At 62.7% G+C, this 18,195-nt stretch carries 16 protein-coding genes; 7 read left to right on the top strand and 9 right to left on the bottom strand.

Annotation, left to right across the window (positions count from 1 at the left end):
- The 3 genes from QM596_RS16745 to QM596_RS16735 are packed head-to-tail and all read left to right on the top strand — an operon-like array spanning window position 1 to window position 3,718.
- Entirely contained in the window at window positions 1-939 is a 939-nt protein-coding gene (locus QM596_RS16745) for a GNAT family N-acetyltransferase (RefSeq protein WP_003945514.1), read from the top strand.
- On the top strand, window positions 936-2,051 hold the full coding sequence (menC, locus tag QM596_RS16740) for an o-succinylbenzoate synthase (protein WP_020968526.1): 1,116 nt from the start codon (window positions 936-938) through the stop codon (window positions 2,049-2,051). Before QM596_RS16745 ends, menC begins: the two co-directional genes overlap by 4 nt.
- Before the next feature lie 47 nt (window positions 2,052-2,098).
- A complete protein-coding gene (locus tag QM596_RS16735; RefSeq protein ID WP_020968527.1) occupies window positions 2,099-3,718 on the top strand; it encodes a PucR family transcriptional regulator in 1,620 nt (539 codons plus the stop codon).
- Window positions 3,719-3,789: 71 nt separating this feature from the next.
- Here QM596_RS16735 and QM596_RS16730 read toward each other — a convergent pair whose 3' ends face one another.
- From QM596_RS16730 to QM596_RS16720, 3 genes are all read right to left on the bottom strand, one after another.
- Window positions 3,790-4,686: a serine hydrolase gene (locus QM596_RS16730; protein ID WP_020906342.1), complete on the bottom strand. Its 897-nt coding sequence runs from the start codon at window positions 4,684-4,686 to the stop codon at window positions 3,790-3,792.
- Between the two features lie 173 nt (window positions 4,687-4,859).
- Complete coding sequence (locus QM596_RS16725) at window positions 4,860-5,495, bottom strand: ScbR family autoregulator-binding transcription factor (protein ID WP_019747034.1); 636 nt, start codon at window positions 5,493-5,495, stop codon at window positions 4,860-4,862.
- 238 nt (window positions 5,496-5,733) lie between these two features.
- A complete protein-coding gene (locus tag QM596_RS16720; RefSeq protein ID WP_021342963.1) occupies window positions 5,734-6,162 on the bottom strand; it encodes an HIT family protein in 429 nt (142 codons plus the stop codon).
- A gap of 87 nt (window positions 6,163-6,249) precedes the next feature.
- Here QM596_RS16720 and QM596_RS16715 point away from each other — a divergent pair, with 87 nt between their 5' ends.
- Both QM596_RS16715 and QM596_RS16710 read left to right on the top strand, forming a co-directional pair.
- Entirely contained in the window at window positions 6,250-7,491 is a 1,242-nt protein-coding gene (locus QM596_RS16715; protein WP_070386296.1) for a bifunctional glycosyltransferase family 2/GtrA family protein, read from the top strand.
- Entirely contained in the window at window positions 7,488-9,638 is a 2,151-nt protein-coding gene (locus QM596_RS16710; RefSeq protein WP_133727658.1) for an ArnT family glycosyltransferase, read from the top strand. The genes QM596_RS16715 and QM596_RS16710 overlap by 4 nt, the downstream gene beginning before the upstream one ends.
- 85 nt (window positions 9,639-9,723) lie before the next feature.
- On the opposite strand, the gene QM596_RS16705 is transcribed toward QM596_RS16710, so the two are convergent.
- The gene (locus QM596_RS16705) at window positions 9,724-11,028 is read right to left on the bottom strand and encodes an HNH endonuclease signature motif containing protein (protein WP_283309484.1); all 1,305 of its coding nucleotides are present in this window, start codon (window positions 11,026-11,028) and stop codon (window positions 9,724-9,726) included.
- Between the two features lie 200 nt (window positions 11,029-11,228).
- Here QM596_RS16705 and QM596_RS16700 point away from each other — a divergent pair, with 200 nt between their 5' ends.
- Window positions 11,229-11,477 (top strand): hypothetical protein, encoded by a 249-nt coding sequence (locus QM596_RS16700; RefSeq protein ID WP_225320279.1) that lies wholly within the window; start codon window positions 11,229-11,231, stop codon window positions 11,475-11,477.
- A gap of 259 nt (window positions 11,478-11,736) precedes the next feature.
- Here QM596_RS16700 and QM596_RS16695 read toward each other — a convergent pair whose 3' ends face one another.
- Genes QM596_RS16695 through QM596_RS16675 form a run of 5 tightly spaced genes read right to left on the bottom strand, consistent with a single transcriptional unit; the run spans window position 11,737 to window position 16,767 of the window.
- Entirely contained in the window at window positions 11,737-12,384 is a 648-nt protein-coding gene (locus QM596_RS16695; protein WP_283309482.1) for an ABC transporter ATP-binding protein, read from the bottom strand.
- A gap of 1 nt (window position 12,385) precedes the next feature.
- Window positions 12,386-13,303 carry an oligopeptide/dipeptide ABC transporter ATP-binding protein gene (locus tag QM596_RS16690; protein WP_283309480.1) on the bottom strand — a complete coding sequence of 306 codons (918 nt, stop codon included), beginning with the start codon at window positions 13,301-13,303 and terminating at the stop codon, window positions 12,386-12,388.
- Window positions 13,300-14,121 (bottom strand): ABC transporter permease, encoded by an 822-nt coding sequence (locus QM596_RS16685; RefSeq protein ID WP_020906350.1) that lies wholly within the window; start codon window positions 14,119-14,121, stop codon window positions 13,300-13,302. The genes QM596_RS16690 and QM596_RS16685 overlap by 4 nt, the downstream gene beginning before the upstream one ends.
- Window positions 14,114-15,148 (bottom strand): ABC transporter permease, encoded by a 1,035-nt coding sequence (locus QM596_RS16680; RefSeq protein ID WP_283309651.1) that lies wholly within the window; start codon window positions 15,146-15,148, stop codon window positions 14,114-14,116. The genes QM596_RS16685 and QM596_RS16680 overlap by 8 nt, the downstream gene beginning before the upstream one ends.
- Window positions 15,145-16,767, bottom strand: a complete 1,623-nt coding sequence (locus QM596_RS16675; protein ID WP_283309477.1) for an ABC transporter substrate-binding protein — start codon at window positions 16,765-16,767, stop codon at window positions 15,145-15,147. Before QM596_RS16675 ends, QM596_RS16680 begins: the two co-directional genes overlap by 4 nt.
- Before the next feature lie 171 nt (window positions 16,768-16,938).
- Between QM596_RS16675 and purD the strand changes: the two genes are divergently transcribed.
- Window positions 16,939-18,195 carry a phosphoribosylamine--glycine ligase gene (purD, locus tag QM596_RS16670; protein ID WP_021333105.1) on the top strand — a complete coding sequence of 419 codons (1,257 nt, stop codon included), beginning with the start codon at window positions 16,939-16,941 and terminating at the stop codon, window positions 18,193-18,195.

Here is an 18,195-nt window from a genome sequence, read left to right as displayed (position 1 = left end):
ATGACGTCGCCGAACAATGTCCAACGCAAGACCGTTCAACCATTCGGAGGTGTATCGCCTTCACGGATGCGGCAAGCAATCAGCCAGGCCGAGCAAGCCGCCCTGCTTGCATGTGTGACTATCGAAACCGTCACCGGGCATGCCGAGTTGGAACAGGTATTCGGTCTGTTCGAGAAGGTCTGGCAGCCGGAGAGCGGTAACCCTCCCGTCCATCGGGACATGATGAAAGCGCTCGCGCACTCCGGTAACTACGTCGCCGGCGCTTTTCGTGGCGGAGATCTGATCGGCGGCTCGGTTGCATTCTTCGAGGAACCGCAACATCGTTCGTTGCATTCACACATCACGGGGATCCTGCCGAACGTGCAGAACGGGCACATCGGCCTCGCGTTGAAACTGTTCCAGCGAGCGTGGGCACTGGAACGAGGAATTCTCCACGTGCGGTGGACTTTCGACCCGCTCGTCGCTCGCAATGCCTACTTCAACGTCTCGAAACTCGGTGCGTTCCCGATCCAGTATCTGCCGCGTTTCTACGCGCCGATGAACGACAGTCTCAACGGCGGCGCAGACAGCGACCGATTGCTGATCGACTGGGAAATCGGTAGCAGCAAGGTTTCCGACGTCGTCGCCGGTTCGGGAGAGGTCCCGACTCCCGAGTCGTTGGGAGCGAGCGAACTGTTGTCGATCTCCGAAGCCGGCCTGCCCGTGTTGAAGTCGACCAAGAATCGTTTCGTCACGGTGGCTACACCGAATGACGTGTACACACTGCGTAAGTCGGACCCGGCGGCAGCGAACGACTGGCGCCTGGCAGTCCGCGAGACTCTCGGGGGTGTGCTCGCCGAGAACGGAGTGGTTCTCGCAGTCACCAGGACCGGAAAATATGTACTGGACCGTGCGCCGGGTACACAGGCAGGCAGGACAACAGCGGAGGTTACATCGTGAAGATCGACGGAGTTGAATTACGCCGGGCAGCAATGCCGTTGAAGGCGCCGTTCCGAACCTCGTTCGGCACGGAGACCACCAAGGACGTGTTGTTCGTCAAGGTCGTCACCTCGGAGTCGGCGGGCTGGGGCGAGTGCGTTGCGATGTCCGAGCCTCGCTACTGCTCCGAATACACGGACGGCGCCGCCGAAGTCCTTCGTAAGTTCCTGATTCCGTCTCTGGGCGAACTCACCGATCCCGACGTGCACGCACTGAGCGCGACGATGGAACAGTTCGCCGGACACCCCATGGCCAAAGCGGCACTGGAAACCGCATTTCTCGACGCCGAGTTACGGGCCGCCGGGACGAGCATGTCTTCGTACCTGGGTGCAGTAGTCGATCGTGTACCCGCGGGTGTTTCGGTGGGTATCAAGAATTCGATCGACGAACTGCTCGAAGAGGTGGGCGGGTTCCTCGAGGCCGGATACCTGCGCATCAAACTGAAGATCGAACCGGGCTGGGACATCGAGCCGGTTCGCGCAGTCCGCGAGAGGTTCGGCGACGACGTACTCCTCCAGGTCGACGCGAACACGGCGTACACCCTGGCTGACGCGCGCCATCTCCAGCGGCTCGACGACTTCGACCTCCTGCTGATCGAGCAGCCGCTTCCCGAAGAGGAACTGCGTGGCCACGCCAGGCTGGCCGAGATGATGCGCACGCCGGTCTGCCTCGACGAGTCGATCACCTCCGCGAAGGTCACCGCCGACGCTCTGGCAATCGGTGCGTGCAGCGTGGTGAACATCAAACCGGGACGTGTGGGCGGTTATCTGGAATCGCGTCGTATCCACGACGTCTGCAAGGCCAACGGAATTGCCGTGTGGTGCGGCGGAATGCTCGAGACCGGAATCGGCAGGGCTGCCAACGTCGCCCTTGCCGCGCTCCCCGGATTTGTCCTACCAGGCGATACGTCGGCTTCCGACCGGTACTTCGCCGAAGACATCACCGAGCCGTTCGTACTCGACAACGGTTACGTGAAGGTTCCGGAAGGGCCGGGCATCGGCGTCGAACCGATCCCTGACCTGCTCGAAGCAATCACCACGTCGGTCGAATGGATCGGCATGGATCGGCTTTGACGAATCACTATGACACACTTCGTTCACAGGACGAAGGAGTGATAGACGTGGGCACCGTACGACCTCGCATCAGTTTGGTGCGGCTTCTCGAAGACGTGGGAACTACGGTGCTGAACCCGGTTGTCGGCGACCCGGAGGCGGTCCAGGAGATCGCCTCGGTGGTCATTCACGACCCCGACGACGACTCACCCTCGACACCGGACTCCATGGTGCTGCTCGTCGGCATCACCGGAGGCGAACGTATCGCGGAGTCCGTGGCCGGCCTGGCCGAGCGCGGAGTACGCGTGGTGGTCGCGCGAGTGACCACCGAGGTCAGCGATGCCGACCGTGAATCCATCATCTCCTCCGGCGTTGTCGTATTGACCTTGGCGCGTGGAGTTTCGTGGGTTCAGCTCACAAGCCTGCTTCATTCGGTGCTCTCGGCACGGAACGAAGTCGGGCACATCCACTCGCGCGGAGGTGGACCGGCCGGCGATCTGTTCGCTTTCGCCAACGCCGTCAGCGCACTTCTGGATGCGCCGATCACGATCGAGGACCGAAGCTCACGGGTCATCGCCTTCTCCGGACGTCAGGAAGAAGGTGACGGTCCACGTATCGCGACCGTTCTGGAGCGCCAAGTTCCTGACCAGTACATTCGAGTGCTCGAAGAAGCGGGAGTCTTCGACCGGCTCTATCGCAGCGATGATCCGGTGTGGGTTTCGGCCGAGACCCTCGGCACAAAAATGGGTCGTATCGCCGTGTCCATCAGAGCCGGCGACGAGTTCCTCGGCTCCATGTGGGTGGCAACCGGTGAGCCGATGTCCGAGGACCGGATGCGTGCACTGCGCGATTCGGCCGGGTTGATTGCACTGCAGATGTTGCGGTTGCGCGGCGGCGCCGACGCCGAGCGTCGACTGCGCGCAGACCTGATCGCAACCCTTCTCGACGGTGGATCCGGTGCGGTCGACGCGATGAATCGCCTCGGCCTCGGGACCGGTCCCGCACTCGTGATGGCATTAGGCCGCAGGTCTTTCGAAGGATCGTCGAAGCCGGACGACGCAGCCCATGTGGTGCGGCTGACCGACGCTCTGGCCATGCACCTGGGCGCGGTCCATTCGCAGTCGGCTGCGGCTCTGGTCAACGGAACCGGCTACGCGGTGCTGTCGGTGCGAGGGCATTCCCCGGCAGAAGCCGAGCTACAGGCGTTCCGTGTGGCCTCGGACTTCCTGGACCGAACCGGAGCGTCCGGCGACACGATCATCGGGATCGGCCGGGTCGTGACCAGACCGGCGCAGCTGAGCCGATCGAAGCGCGACGCCGAACATGCCCTCGAAGTGTTGTTGGCGGGACGAGCGTCGGGCAGCGTCGCCACCTTCAGTAGCGTCCACGTCGATGCCATCCTGTTGGAGATCGCGTCGGAAGCTGCAGCCGAAGGGTTCTCGGACCTCGGCCCCATCGAGGCGATCGCCAGCCACGACGCAGCTCATGCGACCTCGTTCGTCGACACCCTCGATGCGTGGCTCAACGCCTTCGGTGACGTCGGTGACGCCGCGGCGTCATTGCACGTACACCCCAACACCTTTCGGTATCGTCTCAGCAAGTTGAAGGGTATGGCCGCGTTGGACCTGGACGATCCCAACGTCCGCTTCCGGTTGATGGTGCATCTTCGTCTGCGCGGTCCACGCTAGCTCGAAATCCGAAAAATGCGGGTCGCACTGATTTCTCAGCGTGACCCGCATTCTTTGTCAGTGGGTTCAGATCAGCTGTTGTTGCGAAGTGCTTCGACAGCGATGCGGCCGACGGTTCCGATGGAGGCGTCGATCTTCGGGGCGCGGTGGGTGAGCTCGTGGGATTTGGTGAAGACACCGACGGCGTAACGCTTGCCGTCCGGGTACGCCACGACGCCGGCTTCGTTTCGTACCAATCCCAGCGTTCCGGTCTTGGCGGCGACAGTGACCTCGTCGGGGAACCCGGACGAAAGGCGGTGCGGCCAGACCTGCTTGCTCATGATGGTTCGGACTTCTTCACAGGCCGATGCGGGGCCGGCTTCGTCCCTCCAGATTGCAGCCAGCAACATTGTGATCTCACGAGGAGTGCTGGAGTTGGAGCGGGCCGGATCCATGACGGAAATTGTCCGAAGAATTTCGATGGGCGGCATTTCCAGCAAGGTGCCCTTGTCGACACCGAGGTCGTCGTAGACCGATTTGAACAGACCACGGCAGTCACGGACCAAGTTGGTCTTCTCCAAACCGAGCCCGCGCAGCGTTGCGACGATGTTGTCGAGTCCGAGGCGTTCGTACAAGAAGTCCGTGGCGGCGTTGTCGCTGAAGCTCATCATGAGCAGAGCGAGATCTCGCCAGCTTGCGGTCACGTCATCGGCGCAGCCGCCGATACCGATGCCGCCGGAGCGGAACTCGGCGGTCACCGTGGCGTGCTCGGTCGGATCAAGGGTGCCGGCCGCAACTTCACGGGCGTACTGCAGTACAACAGGAATCTTGAAAACGGAGGCGAGGATGACACCTTCGTCAGCGCCGTAGCCGAACTCTTCGCCGGAATCGATGTCGCGTGCGTGGACGAACGCATCGGTCTTCGCTTCGGCGAGTACAGCAGCGATCTCCTGCTGTGCGCTCTCAACGTACGTGGCGGTTTCGGTCATTCGAGAAGCCCTTTCGTCGGTATCCGTATATCTGGGTTATTCGTGGATCTGACGATAGTGAGTCGACGACGGGGGGTCTTGTACGAATCGACGAAGGTTGGCGCACGGTTCGGTGCTGATACGCCGAATCAACCGATTGTCAGGGTGTTCCGGGGGCAGGGGTGTTCCGGGGGTCAGGACGCATAAGTTTCGAGGCGACGTCCGACCAGTTCGGCGACGTCGGTCCGACGCTTGTCCGAGACCACGCCTGCCAACAGGATGGTGAACAATTCGTCGATACGGTCGTTCAAATCGCTTCGTCTGGTGAGCACGTTCGAAACCAGTTGAACGCCGGTGAATGCCGAGATCGCCACGCGACCCACCGATTCCGGCTCCACGTCGTCGCGGATGTCGCCTTCGAGCTTCGCGGCCTCGGCCAGTTTTCGAAGCTCGCGGATCCACACGACGTACGGGCCTTGCGAACCGTCGGCAGAGGCCAATTCGAGGGTAAGTCGGACTCCCGCACGAACAATCGGGTCCGCGACGAGTTGGCGGCCCATCTCGTGGCACACCATGACGAGCTGCTCCAGTGCCGGTGCGCCCGTGGCTGCAACTGCGGTGAAGGCAGTGATCGACATCTGGTGCTGTTCTTCGATGACCGCCTGAGCCAATTCGTCTTTGGACGAGAAGTGGAAATAGACCGCGCCCTTGGTCATCTGCGCCGCGGACACGATGTCATTCATGCTCGTGCTGCCGTACCCCGTGACTTCGAACCGATCAGCAGCGCCTTGAAGAATCTGTCGGCGACTGATCTTGGCACGTTCCTGCATTGCTCCCTTGTCCTCCGACTGTTAACACGTGAACCAGTTTTAGGGCCCTAGGTCCCGGACCAGCGCCCCACGGTAGCAGCGAATCTCGTGCTCGCGCGACAGCGCGAAACGGACTGTTCGGTGTGCAATCGCAGGTCACGGTCGGTAGGAGTGACAAATGCGACCGCCGCAACCTCCGTTGGAGGCTGCGGCGGGGAGTCCAGTTATCGGCCAGCGAAATTCGGTCGAAGGTACGCGATCAACGAGTCGAGACAGTTGACTCGAAGCCGAGGTCGCGTAGCGCCGACTTGAGTTTGGTCTGCGCCTCGTCGAGAGATTCGGGTGACGGCGAAGTATCGGCGCCACTGATGTCGAAGTTCCCCATGTCGTATGCGGGGAAGACGTGAACGTGAAGATGCGGAACTTCCAGACCTGCGATGAGGAGACCCGCCCGAGGCGCGTCGAACGCCTTCCGCACAGCCTGACCCAGGGTGCGGGCAACCGCGGTGACTTTGGCAAAGAGTTCAGGATCCACGTCCTGCCACTGATCGACCTCGGCTCGCGGTACCACGAGTACGTGGCCCTGCGTTACCGGCGCGATGGTCAGGAACGCGACAACGTCGTCGTCCTCCCACACGAAACGTCCTGGTAGATCTCCGTTGATGATGGCGCTGAAGACTGAAGGCATACCCCGAGATTAGCCCGCGTCCGGTTGCCAGGAAACTCCCAGGCTGGACGCAGGTTCGTCGGAGCCGGCCCGACAAATCTAGGACGCATGACGACAGAAGCCATGCAGACCGCGGGCAGCACGGACGCAGGGGAGCTTTCCGCGACGACTGTAGTGCTGGACGTGGTCGTCCCGGTATACAACGAAGAGGCAGGCCTGGAGACGTGCGTGCGGCGCCTGCGCCGGCATTTACGCACACAGGTGCCATTCTCTGCACGAATTACCATCGCGGACAACGCCAGTGTCGACGGCACGTTGGCGCTCGCGCGTTCCCTCGCCGAAGAATTCGACGACGTCCGGGTCGTCCACCTGGATGCGAAGGGCCGTGGTCGAGCACTGCGGCAGGTGTGGAGCGACTCCGATGCCGACGTGGTCGCGTACATGGACGTCGACCTCTCCACCGATCTCAATGCCCTGATGCCGTTGATTGCTCCGCTGCTCTCCGGCCACTCGGACATCGCCATCGGTTCCCGGTTGGCACGTTCGTCGCGCGTGGTACGTGGCCCCAAGCGTGAGTTCATCTCACGTAGCTACAACCTCATCCTCCGAAGCGCACTGCATGCTCGCTTCTCCGACGCCCAGTGCGGGTTCAAAGCCATGCGAGTCGATGTTGCGCGGCAACTACTTCCGCTGGTGGAGGACACCGGGTGGTTCTTCGACACCGAATTGCTTGTGCTGGCCGAGCGAGCGGGCATGCGGATTCACGAGGTCCCCGTCGACTGGGTGGACGATCCGGACAGTCGGGTGGACATCATTGCCACCGCAGTTGCCGACCTCAAAGGTGTGGTCCGCGTCGGGCGAGCACTGTCGACCGGTTCCCTTCCCTTGGCCGAGCTCAGGGCGAGTTTCGGACGTGAACCACTGGTTCCCGGAGTTCCGCGAGGAATGGTCGGGCAGCTCTCGCGCTTTGCCGTGGTGGGAGTCATTTCGACACTCGCGTACGCGCTGCTCTACCTCGCACTGCACTCGGTGATGGGGGCGCAGTGGGCCAATGCCGTCTCATTGCTGGTGACGGCAGTGTTCAACACCGCCGCCAATCGAGCCTTCACCTTCGGGATCCGCGGGTCGGAAGGATCCGCCCGTCACCAGATGCAGGGGCTGCTCGTGTTCGGGTTCGGTCTACTGCTCACCAGCGGATCGTTGTTCGTTCTCGACGTCATGGCGCCCGACGCGTCCAAGCACGTGGAGCTTGCCGTACTCGTCATTGCCAATCTTGTTGCCACAGTGAGCCGATTCATCGCGCTGCGCTGGGTTTTTCGCACTGCACAATCCGTAGGAGCCAATCGATGACCGCCACTGCAGAGACACTCGCCGCGCCGCTGCCTGCGCCGGAACCGCAGCGTCAGGTGCGCTGGGAACCGTGGGCGCTCGGAGTGTTGTTGGTGGGCACCGGAGTGGCCTACATCTGGGGCCTGGGCGCGTCCGGATGGGCCAACTCCTTCTATGCTGCTGCGGTCCAAGCAGGTTCGGTGTCGTGGAAGGCCTTCTTCTTCGGTTCCTCGGATGCTGCCAACTCGATCACCGTCGACAAGCCACCGATGTCCCTGTGGTTGATGTCGCTGTCGGTTCGCATCTTCGGACTCAATTCCTGGGCGATGTTGGTGCCGCAGGCACTCCTCGGGGTCGGATCGGTTGCGCTGTTGTGGGGAACGGTTCGACGGTATTTCGGTGCGGCCGCCGGCCTCCTCGCCGGCTTGGTACTTGCGCTCACACCCGTAGCGGCGCTGATGTTCCGGTTCAACAACCCGGATGCCCTGCTGGTGCTCCTGATGATCGCAGCAGTGTGGGCGATGATGCGCGCCGTGCAGGACGGTCGCACCCGCTGGCTGGTGTTGGTCGGTATCTTCTGCGGATTCGGTTTCCTGACAAAGCAATTACAGGTCATGTTGGTAGTTCCACCGCTGGCGCTCACCTATCTGATCGCCGGACCGCCGAAACTGGGTAAGCGCGTACTCCAACTGTTCGCGGCACTGGGCGGACTGATCGTCTCCGCCGGATGGTGGTTGGCAATCGTCGAACTGTGGCCGGCCGACTCACGTCCGTGGATCGGTGGTTCGCAGAACAATTCGATTCTCGAACTGACACTCGGCTACAACGGGCTCGGACGCTTGAGCGGCAACGAGACCGGAAGCGTCGGCGGCGGCGGAATGCGCGGTGCTGGTGATGCTGCGGCCGGTGCTGCTGCGGGAGGCTTCCCCGGAATGGGCGAGGCCGCAGGCGGTATGGCAGCGGGAGGCATGGCACCAGGTGGTGGCGCCGGTGGCGGTATGTGGGGGAGTACCGGCATTACCCGACTGTTCGAATCTGCCCAGGGCGGACAGATTGCCTGGTTGATTCCTGCTGCACTGATACTTCTGGTGGCTGGAATCGTGCTGCGAGGCAGGGCTCCCCGCGCTGACACACAGCGCGCGTCATTCATCGTCTGGGGACTGTGGCTGTTGGTGACCGGACTGACCTTCAGTTTCATGGCGGGAATCTTCCACGCTTACTACACCGTTGCGCTGGCGCCGGCGATCGCCGCACTGATCGGTTCAGGATCCGTATTCGCTTGGCGTCATCGTGACGTCCTCTGGGTTCGCCTCGTTCTGGCAGTGTCGTTGGCGGCAACCGTCGCGATGGCGTGGGTACTGCTCGGACGCTCGCCTTCGTTCGTACCGTGGCTTCGCTGGGCGATTCTGGTCGTCGGCATCGTCACTGCCGTGGCAGTGCTGATTCCTGCAGTGACGCGAGGTCGATTGGCTGTGGCAGTGATCCTCGCGGCGATCTTCACCGGCCTGGCGGGTCCGACTGCGTACGCGATCGACACGATCAACACTCCGCATACCGGTTCCATAGTTTCGGCCGGACCGAGCGTCGAAGGTGGAATGGGCGGGCCCGGCGGTGGCCGCGGAGGATTCGGAGGATTTGGCGGCATGGCTGACGGCGGTAACCGTCGGACTGACGGGGCAGGGACCGGAACGCCGGGAACGCCCCCTGCCGGAATGGGTCAGACGCCCGGTGGTGCAACAGCTCCGGGTACCACCACATCGGCCACCGACGGAACGCGGGGCGCAATGGGCGGCGGCGCCGCCGGTGGTTTGCTTCAGGGCAGCACACCGGGAGCCGCGGTCGTGTCCACACTCGAAGAGAACTCCGACCAGTTCACGTGGGTAGCCGCGGCAATCGGGTCCAACAGCGCATCGGGCTATCAGCTTGCGACGCAGTCACCGGTCATGGCTATCGGAGGGTTCAACGGGAGTGATCCGTCCCCGACACTCGCGCAGTTCCAGCAGTACGTGTCAGAGGGCAAGATTCACTTCTTCATCGCCGGCGGTGGGATGGGTGGCGGTATGAACGCCGAAGGCACCGCTACCGCCATCTCGACGTGGGTGACCGAAAACTTCACCGCCACAACGGTGGACGGAGTAACCCTCTACGACTTGACGGTTGGGGGCTGACCAACATGAACGCACGCCAGGTCCGCATCGGAGGTGCTCCCCCCGATGCGGACCTGGCGTGAAGTTGTATGCCTGAGGTTCGTCCTCAGGTTTTGAAGGTGGTGTTCGCCGGCCGCGGGTGCTGCTGCGGGTCGATCGACGGTGGTGGGATGAACCAGGGTTTGTTGTCGACGCCGATGCGGATTACCCACTTCCCGACGAACCCGGATTTCCGGTGCATCAGCCGGTGATGTGAACGGCACAGTAGGACAAGGTTGTTCATCACGGTCGGGCCGCCGTTGGCCCAGTGCCGGATGTGGTGTGCATCGGTCCAGGCCGGTACACATGTGCAGCCGGGGAAGGCGCAGCCTTTGTCTCGGGCGATCAGCGCCACTCGCTGTTCGGCGGACACTAATCGCTTTCCGGGTTTCGCATCGAGCGGTGCGCCGTGGTCGTCGAGCAGTACGGTGGACAGGAAGCAGTCGCAGCCGAGGAGTCTGGTCTGCGAGACGGACAGTGGCCCCAGCCAGGGCATGTGCCCGACATCAAGATCCGACACAGCCACTCCACTACCAGAAGTAGCGGGTGCGGCTGCGCAGTCCCGATGCTCAGCGAGGTCGCGGGCGTTGATGTGCACGTTCACGTGCGGACGCTGACCACCATCCGTACCGGTCTTCGCGCAGTCCAGATAGCGGCGGATCAGTTCGGTGAACCCATCGGCGGTCCGCTTCGCCGCCGACCGAGAATCCGGGGTTCCATCGGGTGCCGGGGTGGGCATCGTCAGATTCGACAACGCCGACAACAACATTTCGCCGGTGAGAGCGTCGAAATCACCGCGCACCACCACCCGACCGTTCAACGTCGACGCGATCCGCAACTCGTTCCGATCCACATCCTCGGCGGGTGGAATCTCATCGGACTCGAAGATTCGCTCCAAGGTCGCGATAACACTCCGCACCTTCGTGGTCGTCGCCTCCACTCCGGAAGCGGCAGCCAACAACAAATCGATGCACTTCGGTAGCGCTTCGTCAGGCATGCCCTTTGGTGGTGATTCGCAGAACGCCACGATCAACACGGCATGATCGAAGGAGCAGTCCCCGTCATCGAATCGGGCCGCCACTGCCGGAAACGGGCGTAGCGCTGCACCGAGGGCGGCGATCTTCTTCCCGTCCCGGATTTGCAGCATCGTGTTTGCCGCCAACCAGCAACCCACCCCGCGGCTGGCAATCACCTGATCATCAGGACGCATCGAGAGTTCGTCCACCACCGCCACCCGCACAGCCTCGAGACGAAGAATCTCCGCACTCGCCTCGATAGCGGCAGCACGCAACTCAGAAGCAGACAGCTGCCACAGGCGACCGCGCAACCCCACCGCAGAACCCGAAACCACGTCCGACAGATAGACACTCATTGAATCCCCCGATCCCCACCCAAAACAATACTCGAACACGCGTTCGAGTCAAGGGTCAATTTTGTTGGGCTGGGGTGTGTTGCCCGAGGTGGCAGATGAGACTGGTATGGCCGTGCGTTCTCGGGTCGATGAGAGAATGAAGCGTGCCTGATCGACCTGAGATTGTCTGTATTTGCGGCTCTGTGCGATTCGCTGAAGAGATGCGGGAGGCGAACCGCGACCTGACGTTCGCAGGCGTGATCGTCGTCGCGCCGGGTGAAGTAGACGAGGCGATCTCTGTCGAGCAGAAAACGCTGCTCGACGCGCTTCACCTGCGCAAGATCGACCTGGCTGATCGGGTGCTGGTCGTCAACCCACGCGGATACATTGGCGAGTCCACGCGCCGAGAGATCGCGTACGCGCGCGCCACCGGCAAACCAGTGTCGTTCACGGCGCCGTTTGATCAGTAAGCGCCTCGTTGGTGCAGGCGGCAAGGAAGATCCCAGGCAGAGTTGCGAGTGTTGCAGGAGAGTCGGTGGAGCGCGCTCCCGTCCGGAACCGCCACGCAGTCGGTTCGAACACCGTGCGCCGATCTACGGGCGGTTGACCGGTCGCCTTCACCTTCGGGAGCAACGGACCGATCACCTCCCCCGCCTCATCCGAAATCGCATCACGCAAAACGCATAAACACTCGCCCGTGAACTACCGGATCAGGATTGGCAACACGCTCTAAGCGCGAATGCCGTCGAGGTCGTGGACCACGTCGCAGCAGGCGCCGAGCAATTCGCGATCATGGCTGATCAGTAATACGCCGACGCCGGTTTCGGTGGCGCGACTCTCGATCAACCGAATGAGCGCGGCCGTCGTGGCGGCGTCGAGCATCGCCGTCGCCTCGTCACAGATGAGGTATTTCGGTTGTTGCGCCAGCGATCTCGCTAGACAGGCGCGCTGCAGTTGGCCGTCGCTCACCTGGTGGGGTCTACGGGACAAGAGATCGGGAGTGAGGCCCACTTCTGCTGCCAGTGCGACCACATCGATTGTCCTAGCGGCAATATCGCCGGGTTGACCGATGACCGAGGCGAGCGTCTGCCGAGGGTCGGTTGATGCGCGAGGTGACTGAAACAGCATGGACACCGTCCCGCGCAGTGCCGCGGATACCGAGAATTTGGTACCCACGACGGGTGATCCGTCGATTCGCACCTCGCCTGACCACGGTGCATCCAACGAGGCGAGAATCCTTGCAAGTGTTGATTTTCCGGTGCCAGAAGGCCCGGTCAGGCCGATCAGCCTTCCCGGCGGAATTTCGAGCGAGACGTTCTCGAGCACCGGTCGGTTCCGGTGGTAACCGCTGGTAATTCCCAGAGCTTGCAAACTCATGTCAGCCCACCTTCCGCAGTGTTCGGTACGTGCGGTCACCGAGTGTGACCAGTTCGGTCGGGCCACCGGATTGTTTCGACTCCGGGCGTCGTAAGTGGTAGACGCAGTCATCGGGGAGATCGGTGAGTTGCGGTGGTGATCCGGGCATGGGAGTCAAGCCTCGGGATGGCAAGGCGTCGAGCAGGTCTCGGGTGTAGTCGTGAAGCGGATCTTGGAACACCAGAGCCGCCGGACCGGTTTCCATGATGCGTGATGCGTACATGACGGCAAGTCGATCCGCGACATCGCTGCGGGTGAGTGATGCAAGGTCATGGGTGATGAGCAGGACAGCCGCCCCGGAGTCAGCGCACTCTCGAAGTAATCCCATGACGCGGTCGGTGAGTTCGCGATCGAGGTTGGCGGTGGGTTCGTCTGCGACGATCACCGATGGATTACCGGCCAGCGCACCGGCAATGGCAACGCGTTGCGCCATGCCGCCCGACAGCTCGTGCGGGTAACAGTCCAGGGCCGACGGTTCGAGTCCGACGCGAAGTGCCAAGGCGTCGCAAGTGTGATCGCTGCCGAGTGCGTCGATCGTCTCCTGTAGCTGCGATCGCGCAGTCCGGACGGGGGTGAGATGTGTTGCGGCGGATTGTGGAACGAGAGCCACGTGCCGCCCACGGAACGCGGTGCCGGAGAAGACGTCGATCTCGAGGTCCGCTGTATCGACGGTGACCGTTCCGGTTCGAGAAGCATTCGGCGGCAACATGTTCATGACCGAGGTGGCGATGATCGACTTGCCACACCCGGATTCCCCGACAAGTGCGGTCACCGTGCCGGCTGGAACGTCGAGGTCGATGTCGCTCGCAGCGTGGACTACGGATCCTCCGGGCAAAGGGATCCTGACGGTGAGGGATTTGATGCGTAGGCCGCGTTTCACAGTCGTAGCTCCGAAGGTCGAGGGGGCGTGAGCATCGACCGCAGGGCCGAACCGGCAACTGCAACAGCGACGGTGGCGATCACGAGGACTGCGGCGGGGAATGCAAGCGTCCACCAACCGCCGAGGAGTAGAGAACTGCGTGCCTCTTCGAGGAGCGTCCCGAGACTGGGTTTGTGCGGGGGAAGACCGAAACCCAGGAAGGACAATGTTGATTCGTGCCAGACGGCATGGGGCAGCAGGAGAACGACTGCGATCAAGGCCTGTGGCGCGGTCGCCGGCACGAGGTGGCGCATGATCACGTGACGTCGACTTGCTCCCGCGAGAATGGCGGCGTCGATGTAGGGACGCTCGCGCAGACTCAAGATCTCTGAGCGGATGATCCGGGCCACTTGGGTCCAGTGGGTCAGTGCGATCGAAAGCACGATGGCGGCAATGCTTCCACGGAACATCGCGACGATGACGATGCCGAGCAACAGGTGGGGGAGTGCGTTGACGGCATCGGTGCCGCGCATGACGAACCTGTCCACCCAGCCGCCGACCAGTCCGGCCGTAGTGCCGACGGCGACGCCGATCACCGTGGCGAGCAGCGCGCAGGCGAGTGCGATCAGAAGTGAGGTTCTGATGCCTGCAGCTATGCGCACGAATAGATCTCGGCCCGCCGAGTCGGTTCCGAACGGGTGATCGAACGACGGAGCCAGGCGAGCCGCCGAGAAGTCTGTGACTCGGTCGTCGACGTCGGCCAACCATGGGACCAACGCCGCGTACAGCGCAACGAGGATCAGCACGCCGAGGGCGATCTTGAAGCGTCGTTCAGCCATCGGTACCTACTCTCGGGTCGAGCACTGCAACCAGCACGTCGGCAAGCAGTGAGCCGAGCATGACCGTCAATGTCGTACCGACGGTGAGGAACGCGAGCAGTGCCATGTCTAGGTCTCGCGCAGACGACACGATGGCGCCGGCGATCCCCGGCCAACTGAACACCTCTTCCACCAGCACTGCCCCGACTATCAGCTCGGGCAACCGCACGCCGACGATGTTGACGAAAGGTGCCAGTGATGTGGGCAGTATGTGGCGCTTCGTGATGGTCGGCGTCGGGATACCGCGTGCTACCGCGCCGGCGACAAATCCCTCACTCTTCGAACCCACGACGGACTCTCGGACGGCAAGTAGGAGCCACGGCATTTGCGAAATGGCGAGCACCGTCACCGGTAGGACCAAGTGCCGGATCACCTGTCCCGGTGTGGGATCGGCGCCCCCGTCGGTCAGTCCGGCGACCGGGAGCCAGCCGAGAGTCAGCGCGAAGAGCGCGATGGCACCCAGCGACAAGACAAACGGCGGAAGTCCTTGGACCACGACGCTCAGCCCTGACACGGTCTTGTCCAGGAATCCTCCACTGCGGATTCCGGCGAGAACACCGAGTGTCAGCGAGGCGAGAATCGCGATGAGGAGTGAGATACCGACCAGCAGCAAGGTCCATGGCAGACGTTCGAAGATGACTTGGGAAACAGGCTGATTGAACGATCGGGAGATCCCGAGATCGCCGGTGAACACACCCTGGACCCAATTCCAGTACGTGCTGTACCAGGGGTTGTCGAAACCCATCTGATCGGCGATCAACGCTTTGTCCGCGTCGCTTGTCGTCATGTATCGCGTGCCGAGGTAGCCGACCAGTGGATCGAACGGTGAGATCGCGGCGGCTGCAAAGAGTCCCGCGGACACCACGGCGATGACCGGCACGATGAACAACACCCGCCGACCGACCATCGTGAGGATGGCCTTTCGGCGGGAGTTGTCACGGTGGCCCCGTGTCGGCCCCGCGTCTGGCCGAACGTCGACCGCTGTCATTGCCCTCGGGCCCACGTCTGCAGTGACCACCATGGACCCCAGGTCACACCGTGTGAGTGTGGTTCGAGTACCGGTCCGGACATCTGCCAGTCGGAATCCTTCGACACGTACGTATGGTCGAGGAATACGAGGATGACAAATCCGGGATCTTCGACGTACGCCTGCTGTACGTCGCGATACGCGGCATCACGCGTTGCCTGATCCAGGCTGCGGCGTCCTACTTCCAAGCCTGCGTCGACTGCTGGATTGGAGTAGTCACTGGCGTTGTCGTAGATGCTGCCGACCCCGGGCGCGATGTACTTCGAGTTCAGCGCGTCGTACGCCTGTGTGTCGGGGTCGAAAGGTTCGTCGCCGCCACCGAGAAGCGTCGAATCCTGGTTGATTCGAGGGTCTATGCGGTCCCAGGAGAGTGCTTCGAGATCTATTTCGATGCCGACAGCGAGAGCGTCGGAGGCAAATGCCTGAGCGAGATCGCGTCGAACGGTGTCGACGGAGTTGTACATGATCGTGAACTGTGCCCGCTGACCGTCTTTCGAACGGATTCCGTCGGCACCTTCGATCCAGCCCGCTTCGGTGAGTATTCGCTCGGCCTGGGTCGGGTCGTAGGCGAAGGTTGCGCTCGGGTTGTACGAATCGCCGTAGACCTCGGGGATCGGAGTGGCGGCGACGCGCCCGTGTCCGCCCAGGACGTTGTCGATCATCGACTGGCGATTGGCGGCGAGGTTGAGCGCCATCCGCACGGCTTTGTCGCCTGCCACGGGATTGTTCGTCGGGAGTGAGAGCCCGCGCCAGTCTGCTGACTGATGAGCCGTCACGGACATGTTGTCCTTGCCTGAGAACGTATTGGCAAGCAGTGGAGGGAGATTGGTTCCGTCGATCTCGCCGGACACCATACGTTGGGCGCGGGTGTTGTCGTCAGGAACGTAGAGGAGAGTCAGCTTCTTGATCTCCGGCGCACCGTCCCAGTAGTTCTCGTTCGCCTCGAAGACGGCTCGATCCGGTGAGAGGTCGACGAGTGTGTACGGACCCGTACCAACCGGTGCGGTGTTCAACGGCGATTCGGCGGCAAGCCCGGGTGTCACGAGGGATTCCGATGGAACCATGCCGATCAGCATCTTCGTCAGCAGTGGGGCATACGAGTAGGCGAGGCGGAACTCGACTGTGCTGTCGTCGACGGCCACGACGTCGCTGATCATGTCGTACGACGACCGCGCTTCGGAGGCGGAAGCTGGATCGAGGATCGCCTGGTACGTGGCAACCACGTCGGCGGCGTCGAAGGTCGACCCGTCGGAGAAGGTGACCCCGTCGCGGAGTTTGACCGTCCAGACTGTCGCGTCGGCGTTGGCCGTGGGCATCTCCGCGGCCAGAGACGGCTCGAATCCCGGCATACCGGTGCCTCCGGTGAGCCGGACGAGACCGTCGTACATCTTGGCCTCACCGGCAGCGCCGAACCCTGCGACCGGGTTGTAGCCGCCCAGTTCGTAGCCGTCGGCCAAGACCAGGCCGTCGTTGTTGCCCGAGGAGTCGGTGCCAGTCGGGCTACTGCACGACGTGATCAGAAGTGCGCCGATTGCGGCGGTTGCGGTGAGCGTCAGAACGCCTGGTTTATGGAGTTTCACGGGTGTCCTTTCCTTGGTGGACAGGTGTCCGAAAACATCTGTTCACCTATTCAGGTATTCATATGATCTCATCTCGAAACGGATATTTCGCACAAAGGTCGAACGCTGGGACCTTGGCCCCGTCAGTGGCACTCCGAGAGCGCTGTTATCGCAGGCCGTAGTCTGTTCCCCGTGCGCGTACTAGTAATCGGCTCCGGAGCCCGTGAACATGCCCTCCTTCTCTCTCTTGCTCGCGATCCAGGTGTCACGGCCCTGATCTGCGCGCCTGGCAATGCCGGGATCGCAAAAATCGCCGAGCAGCACCCCGTCGACGTCGCCTCTGGTGACGCGGTTACCGCGCTGGCCCAGAAGGTCGAAGCCGACCTCGTCGTCATCGGACCCGAGGTTCCGCTGGTCCTCGGCGTCGCAGACGCGGTGCGCGCAGCAGGTATCGCCTGCTTCGGTCCTTCGGCCGACGCCGCCCGCATCGAGGGTTCGAAGGCTTTCGCCAAGGACGTGATGGCTGTCGCCGGCGTCAAGACCGCTCACAGCGAGATCGTCGACAATCCGGCCAAGCTCGACGAAGCACTCGACCGCTTCGGTCCCAACTGGGTGGTCAAGGATGACGGGCTGGCCGCGGGCAAGGGCGTAGTCGTCACGACGGATCGTCTCGCCGCGCGCGATCATGCCGCTGAACTGCTCGAGACCGGGCACCCGGTTCTTCTCGAATCCTTCCTCGACGGTCCCGAAGTTTCGCTCTTCTGCCTCGTCGACGGTGAAACTGTGATCCCACTGCTCCCGGCTCAGGACCACAAGCGCGTCGGCGACGGAGACTCCGGACCCAACACCGGCGGCATGGGCGCGTACACACCCTTGCCGTGGCTGCCCGACGAGATGGTCACGCAGATCGTCGACGACGTCGTCAAGCCCGTCGCTGCCGAGTTGGTCGCACGCGGTAGCAGTTTCTCCGGCCTTCTCTACGCCGGACTCGCGATCGGTGTCGACGGCCCGGCCGTCGTCGAATTCAACTGCCGATTCGGTGACCCCGAAACTCAGGCCGTGCTTGCTCTCCTCGAAACGCCGCTGGGCGGTCTACTCAATGCGGCATCGACCGGAACACTCGATTCGGTCGGTCCGTTGCAGTGGCGCGACGGTTCCGCTGTCACGGTCGTGATTGCTGCCGAGAACTACCCGGCGACCCCCCGCACCGGCGACGTGATCACCGGAGCCGACGCCGACGGAGTCCTGCATGCCGGTACCAAAAAGCGTGAAGACGGAGCCGTCGTCTCGGCCGGCGGGCGTGTGCTGAGTGTTGTCGGAGTGGGCAAGGATCTGACCGAAGCGCGTGACGACGCCTACGCAAAGATCGCCGACGTCAAGCTTCCCGGCGGTCATTTCCGCACGGACATCGGACTCGGCGCCGTCGAAGGGCGCATCTCTCTTCCCTGA

This window comes from Rhodococcus sp. IEGM 1406 (assembly GCF_030056745.1).
Lineage (GTDB): Bacteria > Actinomycetota > Actinomycetes > Mycobacteriales > Mycobacteriaceae > Rhodococcus_F > Rhodococcus_F erythropolis.
This window is presented reverse-complemented; position numbering and strand designations above follow the sequence as displayed.

Coding starts and splice junctions, on each gene's coding strand:
- QM596_RS16745 (WP_003945514.1), top strand. CDS start 1: ATGACGTCGCCGAACAATGTCCAACGCAAGACCGTTCAACCATTCGGA.
- QM596_RS16730 (WP_020906342.1), bottom strand. CDS start 4,686: ATGACCGAAACCGCCACGTACGTTGAGAGCGCACAGCAGGAGATCGCT.
- QM596_RS16725 (WP_019747034.1), bottom strand. CDS start 5,495: ATGCAGGAACGTGCCAAGATCAGTCGCCGACAGATTCTTCAAGGCGCT.
- QM596_RS16720 (WP_021342963.1), bottom strand. CDS start 6,162: ATGCCTTCAGTCTTCAGCGCCATCATCAACGGAGATCTACCAGGACGT.
- QM596_RS16715 (WP_070386296.1), top strand. CDS start 6,250: ATGACGACAGAAGCCATGCAGACCGCGGGCAGCACGGACGCAGGGGAG.
- QM596_RS16710 (WP_133727658.1), top strand. CDS start 7,488: ATGACCGCCACTGCAGAGACACTCGCCGCGCCGCTGCCTGCGCCGGAA.
- QM596_RS16705 (WP_283309484.1), bottom strand. CDS start 11,028: ATGAGTGTCTATCTGTCGGACGTGGTTTCGGGTTCTGCGGTGGGGTTG.
- QM596_RS16700 (WP_225320279.1), top strand. CDS start 11,229: ATGCGGGAGGCGAACCGCGACCTGACGTTCGCAGGCGTGATCGTCGTC.
- QM596_RS16695 (WP_283309482.1), bottom strand. CDS start 12,384: ATGAGTTTGCAAGCTCTGGGAATTACCAGCGGTTACCACCGGAACCGA.
- QM596_RS16685 (WP_020906350.1), bottom strand. CDS start 14,121: ATGGCTGAACGACGCTTCAAGATCGCCCTCGGCGTGCTGATCCTCGTT.
- QM596_RS16680 (WP_283309651.1), bottom strand. CDS start 15,148: ATGACAGCGGTCGACGTTCGGCCAGACGCGGGGCCGACACGGGGCCAC.